The organism is Alloalcanivorax dieselolei B5 (assembly GCF_000300005.1).
GTDB classification, from domain to species: domain Bacteria; phylum Pseudomonadota; class Gammaproteobacteria; order Pseudomonadales; family Alcanivoracaceae; genus Alloalcanivorax; species Alloalcanivorax dieselolei.
Window position 1 is genome coordinate 3,187,756 of record NC_018691.1, and the last position, 22,127, is coordinate 3,209,882.

Here is a 22,127-nt window from a genome sequence, read left to right on the forward strand (position 1 = left end):
AGAAACGCCCACCAATGACGGCGGGCGTTCCGTTACTTCATGTCAGCAGCCATTAAGCCGCCAGTTCCAACTCAACATCGGTGGTTTCGGCAACACCCAGAACTTCGGTCATTGAAGAACTCACTCCGGCTGCATCCAGTGCTGCCCAAAGTGCGGAGGCGTCGCCATCCTTGAGGCCGTTAACGATATTGTGGGTATCGTTGAGCTCGGTGGTGCGGTCGATCACATCCCCGTTGGCGTCCAGACCACCGTTCAGGCCGATGGAGTCCAGGCCATCGATGGTCACCAGCTCTTCCTCAAAGTAGTACAGGCCGTTGCTGTCCTGTTCCAGACCCAGACCAAAGGTGATGGAACCGATCTCCCCATAGAGGGTATGGGTGGGACTGGCGAAGAAGGTGTAGTTGAGGTAGGAGCCGTCCGCCGCTTCGACGATAAAGCCCAGATCCAGGCCGCCATATTCGCCGGAGGAAGCATATTGGGTGCCTGAGAAAGTTCCAAAGGCATCCCAGATACCCAGATCCACTACCGGGTTCGGATCTTCATCACCAGCAAAGGCACCGGGGTTATCGCTGTGATCGGCGATTTGGAACAGGCGATTGAAAGCAGGCAAGAAGCCATCTTCCTCGCTGAACACGGTCGTCCCGGTATTATCACTGAACAGGTCATCCGCGCCATTCCAGCCGGCAATACTGTCAGGGCCATAGTTACCGCTGTAATCACCAAACGTCGCTGAGTAAGTTACGGTTACGCTCATTTCAGATACTCCTGTAGCTCTATATTTGATGTACCCCGTTATGGGGTGAGTACCCGGCACTTATGCGCCGGGGCGTCCGAGGCTGGCGCGAGGCGGCTGGCTTTCGGTTGCCTTTTGAGCGGCGGGCCAGCCCGTCGCTCGCCATTCAGAGATTCACGGCACGACGACGCCGGGCCGCCAGGAACCCAAGCGCGGAGAGCCACAGCAAAGACAAGGTGCCACCGCCACCACCGCCGGAAGAACCACCGCCGTTGCCGCCGTTATCCACCGGTTCGACGGTAACGGTGACGCTGGCTTCCACCCGTTCGTCGCCGCCGTCCGTGCACCCCAGGATGTAGGTGAATTCGCCGTCCAGGGGGGGCGTGAGGGATTCGCTGCCTTCGCTGGCTTTGTTACCGCCCCAGTCGCCATCGCCCGCGCAGTTGTCGGCATTGCTCACCGACCAGGTCAGGGTCGTGCTTTCACCCAGGGTAATGGTTTGTGGATCGGCGCTGAGTTGAATATCGGCGGTCACCGGTAGCTCGATATCAACGGCAAAAAGGGTGCCATAGCCATCGGCGTCGTTGGTGTTCAAGGCATCGCCGGAATTACCGCCGCGCTTAGTAGCGCCGTACAGGGTCTGCATCTGTTCCACTACCGGCCCAGCGGTAAGCCCGACCGGGAAGGCGCCGTCGATTTCCACATCGAATCGGTGCAGGATCTCGTATTCGTCGTCGCTGTGATTATCGGCTTGTCCGATCATCACCCGGAACAGGACGCCGGCGCCGCTGGGCTCATCTTCCGCCGTCACCGTGCGCCGGGCGGTGCCGTAAACATGGCCGTCGGCGGCCAGGACCAAAGGCCCCCAGGGCGTGATACCGTCGTCTTGCTCTTCAGCAAAGGTATGCACCAGCGCGAAGCTGCCTGGCGTGCCGGGTTTAAATCGCCACAGAGCTGTGGTTGTGGTGCCGTACAGCCAGTCGCCGACTTGCACCAGAGCTTGTTGCCCTGAATCACTTCCCTTGATTTCCCCTTCCGCCTCTTTGGCGAAGGTATGCAGGATCGTTACCGGCGTGGTGCCATCGGTGGCTACGTCGGACAGGTCGATACTGAACAGGGTGCCCGCGCTTTCGTCTCCATCGGGGAGCCCTTCCGGATCGCCCGCGCCAGCGGACTGATCGCGTACATTGATACCGTAAAGGGTGCGATTGGCCTCATCCACCAGCAGGGCCGCCGGATACTGTCCCTTTTTATAAACGGTGCTGTTACCGGAGCCTTCCGCGTAGTTCTCGAATTCCACCAAACGCACCAAGGTGCCGTCGGCCGCGAGCCGGAACAACCCGTTACCGTTTCTCCCTCCTCCACCGCCGAAATACACGTTGTCGTCGGTGTCCACGGAGAATAGGCCACGCGGTTCGAACGATGAGCCAAAACCGTCGCTGTCGTCGCCCGGGTCAGCTGGTGTGGCCACGGCGTTCACCGGCACCTCTGCGAAGGTCCAACGAAACACCGTGGGCTCGGCAGGAAACTGCGGAAAAGAAAATGGATTGGTTCCGAAAATCACATCACCGGTACTATCTTCCACCAATCCCGTATAGAGCCCGCTGGCTCCCCCTTCGGCCAAGAGGCTGGAGGAGAACTGGGGCACCCCCGCCGCGAAGTCCAGGGCATAGTAGTGCCCGACTGAGTCCGTACTGGCAGGCACTACCCCAACCAATGTGCGCGATTCCCTGGCATTCAAATAGATTGGCGGAGAGTGAGGCTGCTGCCCCCCCTCATTGGAAAACACATGCAATACGCGCGGCGCCATATCGGCCATCACCGAAGAGGTCATAAACAGTAAGGTCGTACCGAGGCTACTGAGCCAGGGGCGTGCGCCTTGAGAAACGATTCGCGTCATCGAAACACTCCTTCCTTCAAAATTTCAGTGAGACCGTGCCGGTGACGGTGCGGCCCGGCGCGATCCAGTAAGAGAGGCCGTTGAGTTCGGCGTAGTTGCGGTCGCGCAGGTTGTCCACCGCGAGCCGCAGGGTGAGGCGATCATTGGGCTGGTAGCTGGCCCAGGCGTCGTAGACGGTCCAGTCCACCACGTCTTCGTAGGCGCTGCCGCCGCGGCCATCGTTGTCTTCGTAGCGGGCCCGGGCACCGAGAGTGAGTTTGCGATCGAGCAGCCGCAGACCGGCGCTCAAGGTGCCTTTCTTCACCGGCGGCAACAGATAGAACATGCCGCCGCCATTGGCGTCGCCGATCGTGGTTGGCAGACAATCAGTAAAGCAGCCGAGCGGGTAAGGGTCATAACCGCCCCGGCCCAGGTCGTGCAGGGTCCGCGTCCAGCTGGCTTCGAGGAAATAGCCGCCGGCGTCGTATTCGGCCTGCCATTCCAAGCCGTAGAAACGCACCTCGTCCCGCAGATTGACGAACGCCAGGGATTGGGAAGTGCTGGCTCCAGGGGCAGGCCCAATGACCCGCCCTTGGGTGATGTAGTCCTTGACGCGGGTGTCGAACCAGGCGGTCTTCATGCGCAGGCGATCACCGTTCTTGAACAAGGATTGCCAGTTGAGATTGGCCCCCACTTCCCAGGTACGAGAACGTTCCGGTTCCAGACCGGGATTGGGAAAGAACGGAAAGGTATTGCCGATGTGGGCGCCCCACATGATCGACTCGGTGATGGCCGGCGGCCGCACGCCCTGGCCGTAGCTGGCGAACAGTTGCAGCGGGTTGGCCACCTGCCAGGCGGCTTTCAAAGTCGGCGAGACGAAGCCATCGTGGCGGGCCACGTCGAACTTGCTGTACAAAAGGGTGTAAGGTGGACGCACGCCGTCTTCATTTTTATGCCGGCCGACAAACATCTCGCCGTCGCCTTCGAGGCGGAACCAGTCGTAACGCACACCGCCGGTCAGTTCCCAGCCGTCGTAATGGGCCAGGCGCGCCGTAGTGAAGGCGCTGATCACGGAACGCTCCCCTTCCGGCGTCGGGCCGGAAAACCAATCGGCGCCACGCTCATCGCCGCTGTTATCCGGCCGGGTCCAGTCGTGGTAGAACTCGCCACCATAGGTTAAGTCCAGAGAGCCGCGCCAATCGCCGACGGGCACCTCCATGCGGTTCACCAGGGTGCCGCCGACGGTGTTGGTTTCGTAGCGCAGATCAAACTCGCCGTAGTCGTCGTCCGGATCGTCCGGGCGATACTCGTCGTTGCGGGTGCGAGTGTAATAGAGGCTGGCGTCCAGGTCCCACCAGCGGCTACCGGGGTAGAAGGCGTAGTTGATCAGGAAGGTGTCGGAGTGGATCTGGTTTTCATCGGTGGCGTCACTGCCGGGCGCAGTATTGCTGCCTTCATCGAAATCCGCTCGCAGGCCGATGTAGCTGAATTTAACGGACTGGTTGTCGGCGAAACGCCAGGTGCTTTTCAGCAACGCGGACCACTGCTCCTGACCAGTGAACTGGCTGGTGCCGTGCCAGTAGCCGCCGCTGTTGCCGCCCCGTTCGCCTTTCTTGAACGCGCCCACGTTCTTGCGGCTCACCGCCGCCATCAGATCCACGTTGTCACTGGCGCGTACGGCGCCGGCGACACTGCCGGAAAAGTGGTAGGCATTGTCACCGGTGGTGGCGTTGACGCGCCCGCCCGCCTTTTGCTCCGGCTCGAGCAGATCGTCCACGTCCAGGGTGCGGAAGTTGACCATGCCGCCGATCACCGCCGCGCCGCCGGCGCCGGAGCTGGGGCCTTTGCTGATATCCACGCCAGCCAGCAATTCCGGATCCACGTACACCTGGCCGTTGCTGCCGTGGCCACTTTGCTGGTAGTTCTGCCGGGTGCCGTCGATCATCACATTGACGCGGCCGAAATCCTGCAGACCGCGAATATTCACCGACACCCCCGGATCCTGGCGACTTTGCGAGGTATGCACGCCGGGCACCGCCGCCAACACATCGGAGGTATTGCGCGGCGGCATCCGGTCGATCTGGTCCCGGGAGATGATCGTCATGGACCCCGGCGTGCGATAGGCCCGCCCGCGCGGGTCCAGCTCACCGGTGACGGTCACCCGTGGCAAAGAGTTGGCGCCATCGCCGCCCTCCCCACCTTCTCGGCGCAATACATATTGGCCCCGCGCTTCCGGCTCGGCGCTGAGCCCGGTCCCAAGCAGCAACGCGGCGAAGCCATCCGGCACGGCATAGTGTCCGCGCAGTCCGCGAGTGTGTTTGCCCTCGGTGAGGCCAGGATCGAAGTACATCACCACTCCGGCTTCCAGCGCGAAGCGATTCAACGCCGGTGCCAGGGCGCCGGCGGGTATCTGGTAGTGTCTTTGCGTCACGGAGGACGCCTCGGCTTGCGCCCGGGTCTGGCCGGGGCCGCCAAGCAGAAAGACCGCCGCCAGGAGGCCCATGGCGAAGCGGGGTCGGAGACAGCGCTGCATTAATATCAATTCCCATTCTCATCCTTGTTCATCTGTGATGACGGGCGAGATCGGGAAAGGGACAGTGATGGGGAAAGAAATTCTGGTCGGACGTCAGACCTTTTTGCAGGGGCGGTCCGCGGACCGCCATTCACACGCTATGTGTCAGCGACGGCCGATCACGGTCAGCCAGCGGGTGTAGTTGGTCACTTGAATCGGCAGATAATCCGCCAGCAGCGCCAGAGCCTGGTCGGTATCGTCGAGCGGGAAAACGCCGGACACACGCAGCCCCGCCAGTTCCAGATCGTCGAATCGCAACAATCCGGGCCGATAACGCGCCAGTTCCTCCAGCACCGCCGTCAAGGGTTGGTCGTCGGCCACCAGACGCCGGTCCAGCCAGGCGGTGGCCAGGCGCACATCGACGCCGCGCGGTGATTTGATGATCGTTCCGTCGGTGGCGGTGCGCTGACCCGCATGAGCATCAACACAGGCGTGGCGGGCCGGCGGTGGCGGTGTGGCGGCACACACCTGCACGCTGGATTCGGTCACCACCACCGCCATGCGCCGGTCACGCAAACTGACGGCGTAACGGGTTCCCAGGGCACGGGCCGACCCCAGGCCGGTGGCCACCACGAAGGGTCTGTCGGGGTCTGGCGCCACCGTGGCGTAAACGTCGCCATCGCGCAAAATCACCCGACGCTCGTCGCCGTCGTAATCCACATCAACGGCGGCGCCGCTGTTCAGTACCAGTGAACTGCCGTCCGGCAAGGTCACCTGACGCTGTTCGCCAACGGCGGCGCGATAATCGGAAGTCAGATTCAAGGACGCTAGCGGCCACCAGGCCAGGCCCACTCCAAGCAGTCCGGCCAGCGCCAGCAAACTGGTGCGGCGGTTGCGGCGCACCGGCCCCAGTACTTTACCCAGCACCGGGCCGGCTTCCGGGCGATGCCGCCCGGACACCGGTTCGAGACGATGCCACAGGGATTCGGCGCGCACATAGGCACGCTCGTGACGGGCATCGGCCCGACGCCAGCGGCGGCAGGCTTCCCGTTCTTCCTCGGTGACGGCCCCGGAGTGCAGAGTGGCGATCCACTCCGCCGCCTCGCGCAAAAAAGGCCCTTCGTCTCCCTCGGTCATGCTTCAATCGGTCTCGTTCAGAGCCAGGCAGTGCAATAACGCCTGCGCCACGTATTTCTTCACCATGCTCACCGATACGCCGAGCCGTTCGCCGATCTCGGCATGGGACAGTCCGTCCAGACGGCTCATTATAAAGGCCTGACGTGGCTTCGCCGGCAAATCCTCCAACCAGCCCGCCACTTCCGTGAGCAGTTCCACCACTGCCACCAGTTCCTCGGACGATGGCGCCGAGGCGCAGTCCCCGTACAGCGCCATCCAGGTTTCCAGGTACGCCTGCTCCACCTTTTTGCGCCGGGCATCGTCGATGATCAGACGACCGGCGATGGTGGTGAGAAAGGCGCGTGGCTCACGCACGCCCTGCAAATCCGAGGAGCTGGTCAGCACTCTCACGAAGGTGTCATGGGCCATGTCCGCCGCGCGCTGTGAACAGCCCAGCTTCTTTCTCAACCAACCCAGCAGCCAGCCGTGGTGATCGCTGTACAGCACCGCCACCAGATCACGTTTCAGGTAGCTCGTCGCCCCCATCCGTTCGCCCCTCCCCTGCGGGATTCCGTCGTTGGTACGCTATAGCCAATTCAGAACATGAGAATAATTCTCAATTGCTATAAAGGTCAAGTCGCGATCCTTCAGTGCCCCAAAGCAAGGCAATGGCGATTTTCCAAGCGACGGCTTTGCTCTCCTTCCCGGGGCGGCGGAATCCCTGATGAAACCAGGCCCGGCGCCAGGCGGCCCGAGTCTGGCAATGCAGTGGCACGGTTTCTGCTTGGTGACAGTTTACACCGGGACGACCCGGCCGGCCCTTGCCGGAACCATGCTGGACGGCCAGCCGCTTTTTCTGCCCTTGAAGAAAAGGAGGCGTCGTCATGTATTCATCCCGCCACTATTCATCCCGCCACACCGCGTTTCAATCCATCCCGGTGGTCGATATCACCGGCCTGCGCGCCGATCACCCGGCGACACGCCAGGCCACCGCCGCCAACCTTGGCCAGGCGGCCCGGGAGGCCGGTTTTTTCTACCTCTCGGGTCACGGTATTCCCACACCGCTGATCGAACGTTTACAGGCCCGGACCCGCGACTACTTCGCCCAACCGCTGGCGGAAAAGATGCGCGATTACATCGGCCAGTCGCACAACCACAGCGGCTATGTGCCGGAGGGCGAGGAGCAATTCTACGGCGGTAAAGTGGATAAAAAGGAGGCCTATGACGTGGGCTTCGACCTTACCCGCGAGCCGACCAAATGGCCCATGGTCGGCGCCAATCAATGGCCCTCCTTGCCCGGCTTCAAAGAGGATGTGAAGGCCTACTACGATGCGGCCCTGGCGCTGGGGCAACACCTGTTTCGCGGTTTTGCCCTGGCACTGGGCCTGCCGGAAACCACGTTCACCGATCAGATCACCACGCCGCCCAGCCAGTTGCGGCTGATCCACTACCCGTTCGATCCGGATACGCCGGCGGACCGTCCCGGCATAGGCGCCCACACCGACTATGAGTGTTTCACGTTACTGCTGCCCACCGCGCCGGGGCTGGAAGTGATGAACGGCGCCGGCGAGTGGATCGACGTGCCGGTGAAACCCGGCTGCTTCGTGGTCAATATCGGCGACATGATGGAAGTGCTCAGCAACGGCGCTTTCGTCGCCACCTCCCATCGGGTGCGCAAGGTGGCGGAGGAGCGCTACTCTTTTCCGTTGTTCTGCAGTTGCGACTACGACACCGTGATCGCCCCGGTTTTGCCGCCGGCGGAGGGGGTCACCAACGACCGCTATCAACCGGTTGTCTGTGGCGAGCACCTGTATGCGCAAACCATTCAGACCTTCCGCTATCTGCGTGATCAATGGCAGGCAGGCACCCTCGCCTTGCCGGATGCGGCCCGGGCGCTGGCGTCGTTCGGGCGGCTGGCGGACAATGACGAAGCGGAGCGGCCCCATGCATCTGAATGAATGGCTCCAACGCTTCCCCACGGTCCCGCAAAGATCGGTACCAGACTGGATGCTCGGCTGCTTTCGGCGCCACTGTATCAGTTTCGCCAATGGCGAGAGCGATACCCGCACCCGGGTGTTCTGGATACAAAGCCGCAATTTCACTGTCGACCTGCGTCTGCCCGAAACAGATGCCTTGCTTTCCGCCGCCCCCTTCTCCGATCAGAAGCCCTCACAACAAAACGCCCGTGCCAACAGCGAAGGCTGGTTCGCCCACACTCACTGGGATGGCCAGCAGCTGAGCTGGTCCGGCGGAAGCGACTTTCAGCTGCACACGCGCTGGCCGGAACCGGCGCTCTTGCAGCGGGTGGGGAACTGCCTGATCGAAACGGCACCCAGCGGCATCTATATGGAGGACTGGCGCCTGCAACCATCAGACGCCGGACCACTGGTGGGGCTGGAACTGATCGAGGAGCGGAACCTGGAGACTGATCAGGTCCTGCATCGCGGCGGCGGCGTGATCATTTGCGGCGAGTACGCCGCTCTGGTACGCGGCCGCGCCGAGAGCATCGATGACGCTCGCCCCAATGCCCTGCGCCAGCGCCTGCTGTCCGGCATCCGCGATAGTGACGCCTTGCTGGCATTCGAAACCTCCCTTGCCCACGGCAACCTGACCGACGGCTTCACCATCACCCACACTTTGCAACCGGAACGTCAAGGTCAGCCGCTGATGCCGCTGGACGGATTTGAACCCCACGCCAGTGGTGAACTGTGGCAACGGCTTGAAATCGAAGGGCGCAACAGCCTGCGACGTTATCGCGTTGACAGTGCCGAAGCCCGCTTTGTTTTTTCGCTGGCCACCCCCGCCGACGACAACGCCCGCGCCTGGTTCCAACAGGAAAGCGACACCCTTACCCGCTACACCCGAACGCTTCGTTAACCCAACCCCATCTGGAGGTGCCTTCATGGGAAAACTGATGACAGGTAAACCAACGCGAACCTGGCTGCATGCACTGTTGCTCATCGCCGGGCTGGCATTGTTATGGCCGCTACAGGCCAACGCCCAGCAAACCCGCTTCAAAGTGGCCTGGTCGATTTACTCCGGCTGGATGCCCTGGGGTTATGCCGCCGAACACGGCATTGTCGATAAATGGGCGGACAAGTACGGCATCGACATCGAGATGGTGCAGTTCAATGACTACATCGAATCAATCAACCAGTACACCGCCGGTGACTTCGATGCCTGCACCATGACCAATATGGATGCCCTCACCCTGCCCGCCGCCAGCGGTGTCGATACCACCGCTTTCATTCTCGGCGATTATTCCGACGGCAACGATGCCATCGTATTGAAGAACGGCACCACCATGCGGGACATCAAGGGCCGCCGTGTCAATCTGGTGGAGCTGTCCGTGTCCCACTACCTGCTGGCGCGGGCGCTGGATATGCACGGTCTGTCGGAGAAGGACGTCACCGTGGTGAACACCTCCGACGCCGACGCGGCCTCCTCCTTCCTGACTCGCGATGTCACCGCCGCCGCGGCCTGGAACCCGCAACTGAGCCGTATCATGGCGCAATCCCCGGATGCGGTTCAGGTGTTTACCTCAAAACAGATTCCGGGTGAGATCATCGACATGATGGCGGCGAAAACCGAAGTGCTGAAAGACAATCCGGCGCTGGCGAAGGCACTCACGGGCGCCTGGTTCGAGACCCTGGCGCTGATGCGATCCGACACCGATGCCGCCGCCGACGCGCGTGCCGAGATGGCCCGTGATTCCGGCACCGACCTGGCCGGCTATGACGCTCAGTTGGCGCTGACGCATATCTTTTACAGCCCGGCCGAGGCCCATCGTTTCACCGCTGCCCCCGGTCTGCGCGAGACCATGAACAAAGTGCGGCGGTTCTCCTTCGAGAAAGGCCTGCTGGGAGAAAGCACTCCCAGCCCCGATGCCATCGGCATGGCCTTTGACGACGGCAGCCGGCTCGGCGACCAGCACAACGTAAAACTGCGCTTTGACGCCCGCTACGTGAAACTGGCGGCGGACGGTGGGCTATGAAAGCCGTCCGAAGGCAGCCCGATGTCCCACTGTTCGCCGGCTCGCTTACACGTAACACGCTGGCATACCAAACCTCAATCTTGCTTACCGACCATGGAGACATGAATTCAGAGGTCACCGCAAGACCGCTGTAGGAGCTAGCCCTGCTGGCGAAGAGGGCACAAAGCCAAAAAAATCGCCAGCAGGGCTAGCTCCTACAGCGGCTTCGTAAGGCGCTCCTTAGCATCGATCAGTATGTGGCGGACCTGCGCCCTCTCCACACAGGAAAAGACCACGATGCCCTCACATCCAGCGAATCAGCCTCCTTTAAAGTGAGGCCGGCGTTTTTCCAGAAAGGCGCTGGCGCCTTCGACGAAGTCCTCGGAGGCGAACGTTTCCGCCGCGGTTTCCCGCTCCACCCGCAGACGCTCCACCAGATCCGCCGGCAGCGCGGTGAACAGCCGCTTGATCGTGGCCTGAGCCAACGGCGGTCCGGCGGCGAGACGGCGGGCGTGTTTCAGCGCAGTTTCCAGAGCCGCGCCCTGCTCCGCGCGCACGTCAGCGAGACCGATATGAATTGCCTCGTCCAGTGACACTTCCTCACCGGTGAGCAGAATCCGGCGCGCCCGGCCAGCACCCACACGAAAAGGCAGTGCCCACCAAAGGGCGCCATCCGGCGCCGCGCCGACACGAATCTGAGCGGCGCAGAAACGGGCACCCTCCGCGGCCACCATCAAATCACAACAGGCGGCCAGCCCCAGACCGGCACCGAAAGCGGGACCTTCCACCGCCGCTATATACAGCTTTTCCGACGTCAATATGCGTTGCAGCAAGGGGCCGCCCGCTTCCAGACGCTGGCGGATTTTCTCCACGTCACGAATGCGGCGCAGCGCATCCAGGTTACCACCGGCGGAGAACACTCCCCCCGCTCCGGTCAACACCATGACGCGCAGGCTGTCGTCGTTTTCAAACCGCTCCATGGCCTCCAACAGCCCCTCACGCACTCCAGGCGCGCCCATGGCGTTTCGCATGGCGTAGGCGTTGATGGTGACCACCGCCACCGCCTCCCGGGTTTCCATCAATACCGCTTGTTCCGTCATCGTCTCAGGCCTCCATACGTTCGAGATAAAGTCGTCCGTTATGCGTGGCGTCACCGAGCAACCGGCTTAGTGCGTTCACGCGCAACAGATAACGGCCGATGCCGAGTTCCAGAGTCATGCCGATGCCACCGTGCATCTGAATCGCCTCCCGGCATACGCGGTCACCCACCGGTACCGCCAGCGCCATTGCCGCGAAGGCGTCGGCGTGGGCCGGTTCGTGGGTCAGACTTTGTGCCGCACCGGACACCAGCGAGCGCAGCATTTCCAGATCCGCATGCAGATCGCTGGCGCGATGTTGCAAAGCCTGGAAGCGAGCCAATTTAGTGCCGAACTGCTCCCGCAGTCGCAGATAATCCAGGGTCTGCTCCAGGGCTCCCTCGCACGCGCCCAGGGTTTCCGCCGCCGCAGCCAGGGCACCATGGGCCAGCGCCGCATCCAGTGCCGCCCGTGCCTCCGCGCCGCGGGCCAGCACTGCCTCTTCCGGTAGCAAAACGCCATTGAAGGTGAGCGTCGCCAGGCTGCTGCCATCAAAGGCCGCGTAGGAAGCCACCGCCATTCCCTCCGTCTCCGGCGCCAGCAGCACCAGCGCGAGCTCACCATTCAATCGGCAGGACACGATGAACGCGTCGACACCTGCGGCATCCATCACCGCTCTTTTACGGCCATTCAACACATAGCCCTGCTGGCATCGCTGACCCTCGATTGCCGTGTGATGGTGGTCATACCCGGCCCCATCTTCCAATGTGGCCAGTGTCAAAGCTGCGTCGCCGGTGGCTAACCGTCGCAGCCATTGATCCCGCAAGGCACTCGACGGCGAGCACGTCAACGCGGTGCCGCCCAGGATCAACGAGGAGAGAAAAGGCGAGCGCAGCTGGTCCCGGCCAAAACGACGGCACAACACCGTCAGCTCCACCGGCCCCATACCACCACCGCCGTACTCCTCGGGCAACGCGATCCCCAACAGACCCAACTCGGCCAGTTCATGCCACAAGGGCAGGCGGGCCACGTCGGCGGACAGCAGCGCCTGATCCCGGCGCGGGTCCCATTGTTTTTCCAGCAACCGTGCCACCGTGTCTTCGATGAGTTGCTGCTCTTCGGTCAACATAAACTCCATGGGATACCTCACAGATCGAGCACGTGCTTGGCGATGATATTGCGCTGCACTTCATTGGAGCCGGCGGCGATGGCCGGCCCTCGCAGGTAGTAGCGGGACTCCGCCACATAGCGGGCGTCGCCGCCGTCGTTCAACAGGTCCCGGGCCAAGTCGTCATAGGCGGCATCGGCGGCGAGCGCATCAACACCTGCGATGTCCATGATCGCTTCATCCACCGCCTGGTTAATGGCCACCCCTTTCAGGTTGAGTGATGAGGCGAAGACACCGATACGGCCATCGCGAATCAGCATTTCCAGACCACGGCGGGTAGCGAATTCGAGAGCTTTGACCTGCACCGCCACTTGAGCGATGCGCGCGTTGAGATCCGCTCGTTGATACAAGGTGCCAGAGGCATCCTGGTTGGTGTTGGCCAGCGCCAGCAGACGGCCCAGTTTGCGGCGCGCCTCGGCGTGACGAGAGGTGGCCAGTCGCTCGTGCTCGAGCAAGGCCTTGGCCGTGGTCCAGCCGGTGTTTTCCTCGCCGATACGCTGGTCCACCGGCACTTTGACATCTTCCAGCAACACCTGATTGAGCAAGTGCGCGCCATAGAAATGGTGGATCGGCTCGACACCGACCCCTTCACTGCGCATATCCAGCAGCAGGAAGGAAATACCTTTCTGCTTCTTGGCTTCGGGGTCGGTGCGCACCAGACAGAACATCCAGTCGGCATAGTGGGCATAGCTGGTCCAGATCTTGCCACCGTTGACGCGGTAGTAATCCCCTTCACGAACCGCACGGGTCCGCAGCGCCGCCAGATCCGACCCCGCGGAAGGCTCCGAATAGCCCTGGCACCACCATTGATCCATGTTCAAAGCGCCGGGCAGAAAGCGCTCCTTCTGCTCCTCGGTACCGTATTCCAGCAAGATCGGCCCCAGCATGCGGGTATTGAAAGGCGGTATGGAAGGCGCTCCGGCCAGTGCCATCTCTTCCTCGAAGACAAATCGCTTTTGCAGACTCCAGTCCGTGCCCCCCCAGCGTTTCGGCCAATGCACCGCACCCCAGCCCCGGGCAACCAGCTTGCGTTGCCAGGCGATCGTCTCGTCACGGCTGACGTCCCTGCCCTGTTCCACTTTCAGGCGAATGGACTCCGGCACTTCACTGGCCACGAACTCGCGAATCTCCTGTCGGAATCGGATTTCCTCCGATCGGCTCGGATCCGTCATCTTCAAGCACTCCTGTTGATGGTTTACTGGTTTTGGGGCGACTGAGCCGACCCCGTCTGCTCTGGAGGGTTAAAAAATTGCCGGGAGCAATTTTTAACGTTGCTCCACGAAGGCCCGAAGGGTGACCGCCACGGACGGTGGTCATAAAAAAGCGCCGGCCAAAGGCCGGCGCAAAAAAGGACACGGCAGGCGGTGTCACAATCGACACTACATTCGACACCACTCCGGCGATGGGGAGAGCATCCGCCCCGGAGAGTCTCGACACCGCCCGGACAACGTGGAGGATGTCCGGAGAACACACCGCATCCAGTGAACAACGGCATTCAGAACTTCAACTGGGCGCCGATGGACAGAGCCCACGGATCGCGACCGGCCAACGTGCCCACTTTGTCGCCGTGGGCATAATCCACGCCACGGTAGGCGGCGTTGTCGCCGTTTTTAGTCACCGTGTACATGGCATGCAGCAATACCGAATCACTGAGGGAATGGAATACACCAACGCTGTACTGATCCGCTTCATCGTCTCCAGCCTCCGACTCTTCAGCGTGGTTCCACTGCGCTGCCAGATTCCAACGTGGTGCCACCGTATATTGCGCTTGCAATCCATAGGCTTCGCGATCGAGAGACGCGAAATCATCCGGACTGATATCCTCGTAGATAGCACCAAGAGTCAAAGCCGAGAATTTATATTTGGCGAACACGCGCCAAGCATCAAGGCTCCCCCTGGTCGCAAAATCGGAGTAATGAATATAGGCACTGCTCAACTGCAGTCCGCCTCCCTTCCAGTCCAACCAAATGCTTGAACTGTCGCGATCATTATCATCCGCGCTATTAACAGAGCCGGCCTGATCAGCCGCATACTGCAAAGCCACGTTGACACCAGCCAGGCGGAACTTCCAGTTCAGGCTGTTAGCGCCGAACAAATCCAGTCGGCCGCCGGCGCCCGCCGAGGGTGCGCCGAGAATAGCGTGGGAGTCAGCCACCGTGGTGTTGAAATAACCGAGATACGACACTCCCAGGTTCTTGAATGGCGTGTTGATGCGTCCCACCAGGAAAGTGCCCACTGGTGTACCCAATCCCAGAAAGCTGTCACGGGTAGTCCAGACGTCATTACCGTCGGTGTCATCCATGTCAACCTGCTGCTCGTACTGCCAGAGGAACGTATAATCCTCGTTGTAAGGCACCTCACCGCGAAAGCCAATCATCGTGGTGTTGCTGGAGACACCGATTCCGCCTTCGGAAAGCAGCGGCGAGGTGTCCGCTTGCGCATCACTGACATCGGAGTCCACGTAGTCCACCGACATGCGCAGCGCCCCATACAACTCCATCTTCTTTTTAATCGCCTGTTCCGGATGAATAACGTCTTCCAGAACTTGAATATCCGCAGCCTGTGCTGACAGTGGCAGCAAAGCCATCAGCAGACCGGAGCCTGCCGCAGTGAAAAGAGGACGGATTGTCATTAGTTTCTCCTCGAATCGTTTTTTGTTGTTTCATTAGTACGGGTCAGAACCCGGAGTTATCTCCCGTTCAGTCGCGTCGCCACCGAACGATAGATTTGCGCGGAGACAAAAGACGGAGAGGCCTCCGCTAGTTGTTCCAGAATTTCCGCCTTCAGGGCGCGGGCACGAGCTCCGATTTCGTCCTGGCTCCGCTCCGGAGACAGCAGATCCAGTACATGCAAAGCCAGTTGCGGCTGGCCTTCCTCCCGCTTGCGCCGTGCCACCGCCAGCACCTGTTCGGGGTCACTGATTGCCTCGCGTAGCGCGGCCGCCACCGCATCAGGCTCCCCCGGATGCAGTTGGGTGGCATTGCGGTCCCACCAGCCGTTCTCCGAGCGCCAGATATCGCGCACGATGTACTCCGGCATCCCGTAGCTTGGCTTCATCAACGGATGGCCAAAGATCTCATCCGGGTAGGCGATGTCGTGCAGGATCTCCGCTTCGGTCATACCGCGATTCATTCGCTTCACGGTTTCCTCTCGCAGATAGCGCAAAGCCTTGATGGTGAGGGCCATCGCTTCACGAACCGCTTCCCGGCCTTCGATCGGCTTGCCGAATTCGGGAATCAGCATTTCCGGCTCCAGCGCCAGCAGCTTTTCCATGGTTTCCGCCCAGCGCACCGGATCACGCAGCGTGCGCAGCGGCGTGCCGATATTGGGAATGGATTTGATGAAGGCCGGGCCGGCATAAAGGATCCTTTCCTCCGGCAACCACAACGCCATGGCGTCATCGGTTTCCGAAGGCGATTCCAGAATCTCCACCTGACGATCTCCACCCTCGATGACATAGCGTTCGCGGAAGGTGACATCCGGATAGGTGAACCATTTTTGCGGCGCGGTTTCCGGAAATTGGGAATTGAACTGCAGACCATTGAGATGCGCCTGCAAGCCCCAGGTCTCCTGGTAGCGGTCATAGCGACGCGGCAGGTTGGCCTGAGCCACCATTTTCGGCCGCGGGTGACCGCGCTCGGCGGCGTCCGCCAGCCAGCTGTGAGCACCGTGGTTGTAACCTAAATGGCCGTGACTATAGACAATCGCCAGCACCGGTTTATCGGTAAGCTGGCGAATGTGTTCGATCATCGACCGGGTGATCTTGCCGCCGGGGCCGGAGTCAGTGACCACCACGCCATTAGCGGTTTCCACCACCACACTGTTGCCCTGCCCTCCGAGCAAATGGACACCGGGAGCGATCGTCTTGAGATCCTTGTTGGCGAGCAGAAATTCGCCCAGGATCGGCGATTCCTGCTTGTTGCTGTTGCCCGTCATGACATATCTCCTGCGTTATCACCGGCGGCGGGGCGGGCACAGGGACGCCCGTAACGGCCACCGGTGGTGCCGTTGGAAAAAAGGAAAAAACAGGTGATTCAGTGTTTACAGGCGTTCGACGCGCGGCAGCCGGTAACGGCCTTCCATCAGATCCGCCTTCGGCATATAACCTCGGAAAAACAGGGCAAAAGGTCCCTCGTTGGCAGGCAACCAGTTGCTCTCCCGGTCCGCGCCGGGACTGCGTGCACCGATCCAGAGATCCAAAGAGCCGTCCTCGTTGTACTGAAGGCCGGGGCTGCGATCCCCCACGGCGTAGCGGCGCAACGGGGTATCGGCAAAGAAAAACTGTCCGTCGTCCATGGCTTCGTACAGTGTCAGGGACCAGAACGAATTCAACGGCGGCATGGCGCCGGCGGGGAAATGCAGACGATAGTTCTGGTTGCCATCGAACAGCCCTTCTTCGGCGTCCCCTTCGGCACGCATATAGATGGCTTCTTCCAACGGCAAGGCGCCCAGGCCACCCACCGATACCACTGCTCGCAGCGTATAGTTCTGGCCATAATCACCATTGCGCATGCTGGGATAAGTCCAGCCATCAATGGCGCTGCGGCGCGCGCGCTGGATCTGAACCAGCCAGTTCCTGGCCTCTTCCACGCCCCGCTCAATCGCTTCCGCCTGTTCCTGGTCGAAAGCATCCGCGTCGAACATCTGATCTGGACCGATACCCATTGCACGGATCTGCTCCAGAATCAGGCCGTCGGTAACCGGCGGCGGCTCACGGCGTAACAAGCGATTTGCAGTGGCCAGATACTCAGGCCAGTCGGCCGAGCGCTGTACCGGGTCGCCCGGCGCGACATCTTCGGGGGCGGCGCCGTCGTGAACGAACAAACCATCCTGCACGGCGCAGGCCGCTGGCAGATCGTCGGGGCCATCCACCAGAATACGCGCCAGCGCCCAAACTCTGGGCGTCGGTGCGCGGACCACATTGGTGGCACCCTCCGGCACCGCCTGATTCGGACCGACCACGGTATAAACACCGCCGTTATTCCCCGTGGTGCGGGTACCGAGAATGTCGAAGTTGTTGGTGTACATGTCCATGAACGCCAACGAGAAGTAGCGCTCGCCAGTGGCCGGCACGGTAATCTTTACCGGCCCTTTGGAGAGATCCAGCCAGGCATCGGAGTACAGGGTGTCGTTGTTCGGTGTGGTTACCCAGCGGCTGCGGTGCGTCAGCAACTTGCGGGCATGATTGAAGACGTTGGCCCCGGCGCCCATACGCCATTTACGGGTGGTTTCCATGATCACCAGCGGAACCGTGTAGATGTACGCGCGCTTGGCCGCGGACTTCAGCTCGGCCGGCGACACCGGCGTAAATTCACTGCTCATGTTGCTTCCTCTTACTCTTTTTCAAAGGACTGCCCAAGGCCATCCGGGCTCAATGCCGGCATCAAGGTCTCGGAGAGTGTCCAGGTTTTTCTTTGCGCTTCTCAACGAACTTCCGGCGGCACCATCGTATCCGGCACATCCAGGCCAATTTCCCGGTAGTACCGTAAGGCCCCGGCCTGCAGCGGGGTGTTCACCTGGTTGAGTGCGTTCTCCAGCGTGATGGTGTCCATGAACTTGGCGGCGTCATGGAACGTCTGAAGATTCTCGAAAATGGTTTTGGTGATCTGATAACCCAGTTCGGGATCCAGATCCTTCTGCGTGCCCAGAGTGACCCAGGTGCCGACGGTTTTTACCGGGCCTTCGTTGGTCTGGTTTTCGCCGTAAATGCCGGCGGGAATTTTCGCAACGGTACGGCCGGGCAACGACATCACTTGTTTCATCGGCTCGCTATCGAAAGCCTCCTCGGGGATGCCCAGAAATCGAATCTTTTGCAGCAGCACCACTTGTTCGATGGAGGCGGACGGCAGCTGGGTCGGGCCGATATACATATCCACCTGGCCATCCTGGAATGCCTGCTGCCCTGAGTTCCAGTCCAGCTTTGCCATCTCGTAATCCTCACCCGCCTTGTAACCGGTGGCGCCTTCGATGATCGACAAGGCAACCAGAGTGGCGGCACCACCCGGCGGGCCGATGAAGACACGACGGTCCTTGATGTCCTTGAGAGAACGGATACCCGATTTCTCGTGCACCATGATGTGGTACGGTCCGAGCGGGAAGCTCATGATGGTACGGATGTTCTTGAACAGTTCCGGCGCGCTGGACATTTTGCTGAACATACCCGTGCCGGTGCTCATGAAATGATTGATGGACTGGCTGCCGATATACAGATCAACCTGCCCCTTCGCCGCGTCCAGGGTGGAGCGGGTGGACGCCATGCTGGAGGTCATGTTGATGCGAACCGGCAGGTGCTTTTGCAACACGGATTGCAGAGTCACCGAGAAGACGTAAGGCGACGATCCCGGCTGAGCGGTATGCATGCGCAGGTTGGTATCAGCATTGGCATAACTGGCCAGCGATGCGGTTGCCAGGAGTACCAGACCACTCGCCCAGCGGATCAAAGGGTGTTTCAGTTTCATTCCAATCTCCCGATTTGTTGTTTTATCTAGCTGTTACTTGATTCCGGGCGCCCTATATCAGCGCCCGATGACCAGGGCATCCAATGCCACCACGCCCTGCCCCTCGGCACGCACGCGCACCGGATTGATGTCCAGACTTTCCAGACTGTCCCCGGCGGCCACGGCGAAGTGCGACACTTTAACCAGCAGATCGGCCAGGGCGCCGATGTCCGCCGGCGGCTGCCCACGGACACCGTCAAGAATCGCTCTACCGCGCAGCTCGTTGATCATGTCCATGGCCATGTCCCGGTTCAGCGGCGCGCTGCGGAAGCTGACATCCTTGAGCACCTCCACCAATACGCCACCAAGTCCCAGCATCACCACTGGCCCAAAGGCAGGATCCCGCTGCACGCCGACGATGCATTCGACGCCCTGTTCTTCCATCGGAGAGAGCAACACACCATCAATACGTGCCTTCGGGCAGGCGCGACGGGCCGCGGCGAGCACTTCATCACTGGCCTGGCCAACGGCCTCGGCGCCACGCAGATTCAGGCGCACGCCACCGATGTCGGATTTATGCAGAATGTCGGGGGAAGCGATTTTCGCCACCCAGGCGCGGGAGTCCTGCGCTACCCGAGCCTGGGCCTCGGCACCATCGGCGACCAGGTGAGATTCCGGCACCGGCACTCCGAAGTCGGCCAGCAGTTGGAAGCTGTCCGCCTCCGAATAACTGCCGGTACGCAACGTTACGCTGGCGTCGTACGAATCCACCGGCACCGCCGGTTTTTGCCGTTGCCGGGCAAACCAGGCCAGGGCGGACAGCGCGCGAATGGCACGGGTAGGATCCTCGAAGGCAAGACAGCGATTACGTTCCAGCAAGGCGCGCACCGGCTCCTTGAATACCGATACAGCACAGAACACCCGATCCGGATACCGGTCGCGAACCCGGCCGATCTGCTCGGCGATGTGCTCCCCCATGGGACCTTGGCCAGCCGCCGCCAGGAAGGCGGCGACCAGGTGGTAATCACCCTGCTCGAGCATGATATCGAGGCTGGTCTCGAACAGACCGATGTCGTTGGTGATCTGCCCGGTGATGTCCACTGGATTACGTGGCGCGGCGAACGGAACCAATTCCCGGATGCGGTCCTGAGCTTTTTGATTAAGCTCTGGCAGCGCCAGCCCTTCATCGGCGGCGGCGTCCGCCATCAGCACGCCGGCACCGCCGGACACCGTGAACACACCGAGGTTTTCCCCGCCCGGGATACCCGCCACGGAAAAGGCGTAGCCCACATCGAAAAACTCTTCGATGGAATAAGCCCGATAGACACCGTACTGGCGGAACACCGCATCAAAGACCGCATCTTCGCCGGCCAGCGCGGCGGTATGAGACGCGGCGGCCTGGGCACCGATATCGGTGCGCCCCACTTTGGTCATCACCACCGGCTTGCCAGCGGCGCGGGCCTCGGCCAGGGCGGCTTCCAGTTTGCGGCCGTCGCGGCAACCTTCCATATAGCCCAGGATCACATCGGTGTCCGGATCCCGCGCCAGCCAGCTCAGGCAATCGGCGAAATCCACGTTGCCTTCGTTGCCGGTGGTGATCCAGTAGCTCAACCCCAAACCGCGTTGACGGGCCAAGGTAAAGGCATAGGCGCCATAGGCACCGCTCTGACTGATCAGGCCGATACGCCCTTTTGGCGTCACACCTTGCCCCACCACGGGTGAGAACGTCGCGAACACCTTCTCGGAAAGATTCATGAAACCGAGACAGTTCGGTCCAAGAATACGAACACCGGCCGCGCGGGCACGAGCCATCAGGGCTTCCTGTGCCAGGCGCCCTTCCTCGCTGATCTCGGCGAAGCCGGATGAAAACAGGACAATACCTTTGACGTCGGCGGCAATGGCTTCGTCCACAGCCTGATCGACCAGCGCTGCCGGCACCGCGACGATGGCCAGATCCACCTGACCGGCTACTTCACCAATGCGGGCGTAGGCCTTAAGCCCCTGCACTTCCGAGGCCTTCGGGTTGATTGAAAAGATGGGGCCTTCGAAGCCTTGGGCGAGCAGGAACGCGATCGGCAGGCCGCCGATTTTTGTCGGCGTGGCGCTGGCGCCGATGACCGCCACCGAGCGGGGTCGGAAAAGACGATCCAGATCCTCAATGGCGTGTTCTGATGCGGCATTCATTAGCGTGCCTCCGGTGGAATCAGATGATCCGGAAGGTCAACGCCGGCCTCCCGATAGTAACGAACCGCACCGGCGTGCAGCGGCGTCCTCATCTCGGTCAGCGCATTCTCCAGAGTGATCTCTTCCATGAACTTCGCAGCACTGTGGAAGGCATCCAGATTCTCGAACAGGGTCTTGATAATCTGGTACACCAACTCTTCATCGAGATCCTTGCGGGTACCGAGGCCGGCCCAGGAACCAATCGTTCTTACATCCGTTTCATTGGTTTGATTACCGCCGTAAATACCAGCTGGAATAGTGGCCTGGGTTCTTCCCGGCAGAGCCATGATTTCTTTCATCTGATCGGACTCGAAGGCCGCATCGGGAATCCCCAGAAAGCGCACCTTCTCGAGCAATGCCATCTGTTCCATTGAGGCGGACGGCAGTTGCGTGGGCATCACCAGCATGTCCACATGGCCATCCTGGAAAGCCTGCAGGCCGGAATTCCAATCCAGTTTCGCCAGCTCGTAGTCCTGGCCGGCTTTATAGCCTGTAGCGCCTTCGACGATGGAGATGGCCACCAGAGTCGCCGCCCCGCCCGGGGCGCCGAGAAAGATGCGCCGCCCTTTGATGTCCTCAAGGGAACGAATACCGGACTTTTCGTGCACCACGATATGGTAGGGTCCGGCCGGGAACGTCATGATCTGCCTGACGTTCTTGTACAGCTCCGGGGCCGTTTTCATTTTCGCGAACATACCCGTGCCGGTGCGCATGAAATGATTGATGGACGGGCTGCTGATGAACAGATCCGTTTGTCCGCGCGCGGCGTCCAGGGGCGAGCGCGGCCCGGTGACACCGGCCGTCATATTGATCTTCACCGGCAGTTTCTTCTGCAGAATCGACTGCAAGGTAACGGAGAAAACGTAGTATCCCGAGCCGGGGGTGGCGGTCTGCATGCGCAGATGGCTCTCCTGCGCCTGCGCGGCTTGGCCCAGCGCCAGGGTGGCGGTCAGTACACAGGCCGCCCGTTTTATCGTTCTCAATCCAAACATTCTTTTCTCCTTTTGGGG

The 22,127-nt window shown here is 61.2% G+C and carries 17 protein-coding genes; 3 read left to right on the forward strand and 14 right to left on the reverse strand.

Annotated features, from left to right (window positions below; all coding sequences use genetic code 11):
• Positions 1 to 52: 52 nt before the first annotated feature.
• The 5 genes from B5T_RS14200 to B5T_RS14220 all read right to left on the reverse strand — a co-directional run bounded on the left by B5T_RS14200 (position 53) and on the right by B5T_RS14220 (position 6,786).
• Positions 53 to 754 carry a heme acquisition protein HasA gene (locus B5T_RS14200; protein WP_014995210.1) on the reverse strand — a complete coding sequence of 234 codons (702 nt, stop codon included), beginning with the start codon at positions 752 to 754 and terminating at the stop codon, positions 53 to 55.
• Positions 755 to 899: 145 nt separating this feature from the next.
• Positions 900 to 2,204, reverse strand: a complete 1,305-nt coding sequence (locus tag B5T_RS14205) for a hypothetical protein (RefSeq protein ID WP_148279271.1) — start codon at positions 2,202 to 2,204, stop codon at positions 900 to 902.
• Between the two features lie 445 nt (positions 2,205 to 2,649).
• Positions 2,650 to 5,145 carry a TonB-dependent receptor gene (locus tag B5T_RS14210; protein ID WP_014995212.1) on the reverse strand — a complete coding sequence of 832 codons (2,496 nt, stop codon included), beginning with the start codon at positions 5,143 to 5,145 and terminating at the stop codon, positions 2,650 to 2,652.
• Between the two features lie 144 nt (positions 5,146 to 5,289).
• A complete protein-coding gene (locus tag B5T_RS14215) occupies positions 5,290 to 6,261 on the reverse strand; it encodes a FecR family protein (protein WP_014995213.1) in 972 nt (323 codons plus the stop codon).
• A 3-nt stretch (positions 6,262 to 6,264) separates the two neighbouring features.
• Positions 6,265 to 6,786: a sigma-70 family RNA polymerase sigma factor gene (locus B5T_RS14220; RefSeq protein ID WP_014995214.1), complete on the reverse strand. Its 522-nt coding sequence runs from the start codon at positions 6,784 to 6,786 to the stop codon at positions 6,265 to 6,267.
• A 338-nt stretch (positions 6,787 to 7,124) separates the two neighbouring features.
• Between B5T_RS14220 and B5T_RS14225 the strand changes: the two genes are divergently transcribed.
• Genes B5T_RS14225 through B5T_RS14235 form a run of 3 tightly spaced genes read left to right on the forward strand, consistent with a single transcriptional unit; the run spans position 7,125 to position 10,234 of the window.
• Entirely contained in the window at positions 7,125 to 8,198 is a 1,074-nt protein-coding gene (locus B5T_RS14225) for an isopenicillin N synthase family dioxygenase (RefSeq protein WP_014995215.1), read from the forward strand.
• Positions 8,185 to 9,117: a hypothetical protein gene (locus B5T_RS14230; RefSeq protein ID WP_014995216.1), complete on the forward strand. Its 933-nt coding sequence runs from the start codon at positions 8,185 to 8,187 to the stop codon at positions 9,115 to 9,117. The genes B5T_RS14225 and B5T_RS14230 overlap by 14 nt, the downstream gene beginning before the upstream one ends.
• 37 nt (positions 9,118 to 9,154) lie before the next feature.
• Positions 9,155 to 10,234 carry a putative urea ABC transporter substrate-binding protein gene (locus B5T_RS14235; protein ID WP_148279272.1) on the forward strand — a complete coding sequence of 360 codons (1,080 nt, stop codon included), beginning with the start codon at positions 9,155 to 9,157 and terminating at the stop codon, positions 10,232 to 10,234.
• Between the two features lie 296 nt (positions 10,235 to 10,530).
• On the opposite strand, the gene B5T_RS14240 is transcribed toward B5T_RS14235, so the two are convergent.
• The 9 genes from B5T_RS14240 to B5T_RS14280 form a co-directional block, all read right to left on the reverse strand.
• Positions 10,531 to 11,313, reverse strand: coding sequence for an enoyl-CoA hydratase/isomerase family protein (locus B5T_RS14240; protein WP_014995218.1), 783 nt, complete (start codon positions 11,311 to 11,313; stop codon positions 10,531 to 10,533).
• Positions 11,314 to 11,317: 4 nt separating this feature from the next.
• Entirely contained in the window at positions 11,318 to 12,427 is a 1,110-nt protein-coding gene (locus tag B5T_RS14245) for an acyl-CoA dehydrogenase family protein (protein ID WP_081586890.1), read from the reverse strand.
• Between the two features lie 8 nt (positions 12,428 to 12,435).
• On the reverse strand, positions 12,436 to 13,629 hold the full coding sequence (locus B5T_RS14250) for an acyl-CoA dehydrogenase family protein (RefSeq protein ID WP_014995220.1): 1,194 nt from the start codon (positions 13,627 to 13,629) through the stop codon (positions 12,436 to 12,438).
• 323 nt (positions 13,630 to 13,952) lie between these two features.
• Entirely contained in the window at positions 13,953 to 15,089 is a 1,137-nt protein-coding gene (locus B5T_RS14255) for a porin (RefSeq protein WP_014995221.1), read from the reverse strand.
• Positions 15,090 to 15,145: 56 nt separating this feature from the next.
• Positions 15,146 to 16,393, reverse strand: a complete 1,248-nt coding sequence (locus B5T_RS14260) for an alkyl sulfatase dimerization domain-containing protein (RefSeq protein ID WP_014995222.1) — start codon at positions 16,391 to 16,393, stop codon at positions 15,146 to 15,148.
• 105 nt (positions 16,394 to 16,498) lie between these two features.
• Positions 16,499 to 17,779: a DUF1254 domain-containing protein gene (locus B5T_RS14265; protein ID WP_014995223.1), complete on the reverse strand. Its 1,281-nt coding sequence runs from the start codon at positions 17,777 to 17,779 to the stop codon at positions 16,499 to 16,501.
• 101 nt (positions 17,780 to 17,880) lie between these two features.
• On the reverse strand, positions 17,881 to 18,915 hold the full coding sequence (locus B5T_RS14270) for a TAXI family TRAP transporter solute-binding subunit (RefSeq protein WP_014995224.1): 1,035 nt from the start codon (positions 18,913 to 18,915) through the stop codon (positions 17,881 to 17,883).
• Positions 18,916 to 18,972: 57 nt separating this feature from the next.
• Positions 18,973 to 21,078, reverse strand: a complete 2,106-nt coding sequence (locus tag B5T_RS14275) for an acetate--CoA ligase family protein (RefSeq protein ID WP_014995225.1) — start codon at positions 21,076 to 21,078, stop codon at positions 18,973 to 18,975.
• A complete protein-coding gene (locus B5T_RS14280) occupies positions 21,078 to 22,109 on the reverse strand; it encodes a TAXI family TRAP transporter solute-binding subunit (protein WP_014995226.1) in 1,032 nt (343 codons plus the stop codon). The genes B5T_RS14275 and B5T_RS14280 overlap by 1 nt, the downstream gene beginning before the upstream one ends.
• Positions 22,110 to 22,127 lie beyond the last annotated feature (18 nt).

Bases quoted from the DNA above. Each gene is read 5' to 3' on its own strand.
- B5T_RS14200 (WP_014995210.1), bottom strand. From the start codon at position 754: ATGAGCGTAACCGTAACTTACTCAGCGACGTTTGGTGATTACAGCGGT.
- B5T_RS14210 (WP_014995212.1), bottom strand. From the start codon at position 5,145: ATGCAGCGCTGTCTCCGACCCCGCTTCGCCATGGGCCTCCTGGCGGCG.
- B5T_RS14215 (WP_014995213.1), bottom strand. From the start codon at position 6,261: ATGACCGAGGGAGACGAAGGGCCTTTTTTGCGCGAGGCGGCGGAGTGG.
- B5T_RS14220 (WP_014995214.1), bottom strand. From the start codon at position 6,786: ATGGGGGCGACGAGCTACCTGAAACGTGATCTGGTGGCGGTGCTGTAC.
- B5T_RS14225 (WP_014995215.1), top strand. From the start codon at position 7,125: ATGTATTCATCCCGCCACTATTCATCCCGCCACACCGCGTTTCAATCC.
- B5T_RS14230 (WP_014995216.1), top strand. From the start codon at position 8,185: ATGCATCTGAATGAATGGCTCCAACGCTTCCCCACGGTCCCGCAAAGA.
- B5T_RS14235 (WP_148279272.1), top strand. From the start codon at position 9,155: ATGACAGGTAAACCAACGCGAACCTGGCTGCATGCACTGTTGCTCATC.
- B5T_RS14240 (WP_014995218.1), bottom strand. From the start codon at position 11,313: ATGACGGAACAAGCGGTATTGATGGAAACCCGGGAGGCGGTGGCGGTG.
- B5T_RS14245 (WP_081586890.1), bottom strand. From the start codon at position 12,427: ATGGAGTTTATGTTGACCGAAGAGCAGCAACTCATCGAAGACACGGTG.
- B5T_RS14250 (WP_014995220.1), bottom strand. From the start codon at position 13,629: ATGACGGATCCGAGCCGATCGGAGGAAATCCGATTCCGACAGGAGATT.
- B5T_RS14255 (WP_014995221.1), bottom strand. From the start codon at position 15,089: ATGACAATCCGTCCTCTTTTCACTGCGGCAGGCTCCGGTCTGCTGATG.
- B5T_RS14260 (WP_014995222.1), bottom strand. From the start codon at position 16,393: ATGACGGGCAACAGCAACAAGCAGGAATCGCCGATCCTGGGCGAATTT.
- B5T_RS14265 (WP_014995223.1), bottom strand. From the start codon at position 17,779: ATGAGCAGTGAATTTACGCCGGTGTCGCCGGCCGAGCTGAAGTCCGCG.
- B5T_RS14270 (WP_014995224.1), bottom strand. From the start codon at position 18,915: ATGAAACTGAAACACCCTTTGATCCGCTGGGCGAGTGGTCTGGTACTC.
- B5T_RS14275 (WP_014995225.1), bottom strand. From the start codon at position 21,078: ATGAATGCCGCATCAGAACACGCCATTGAGGATCTGGATCGTCTTTTC.
- B5T_RS14280 (WP_014995226.1), bottom strand. From the start codon at position 22,109: ATGTTTGGATTGAGAACGATAAAACGGGCGGCCTGTGTACTGACCGCC.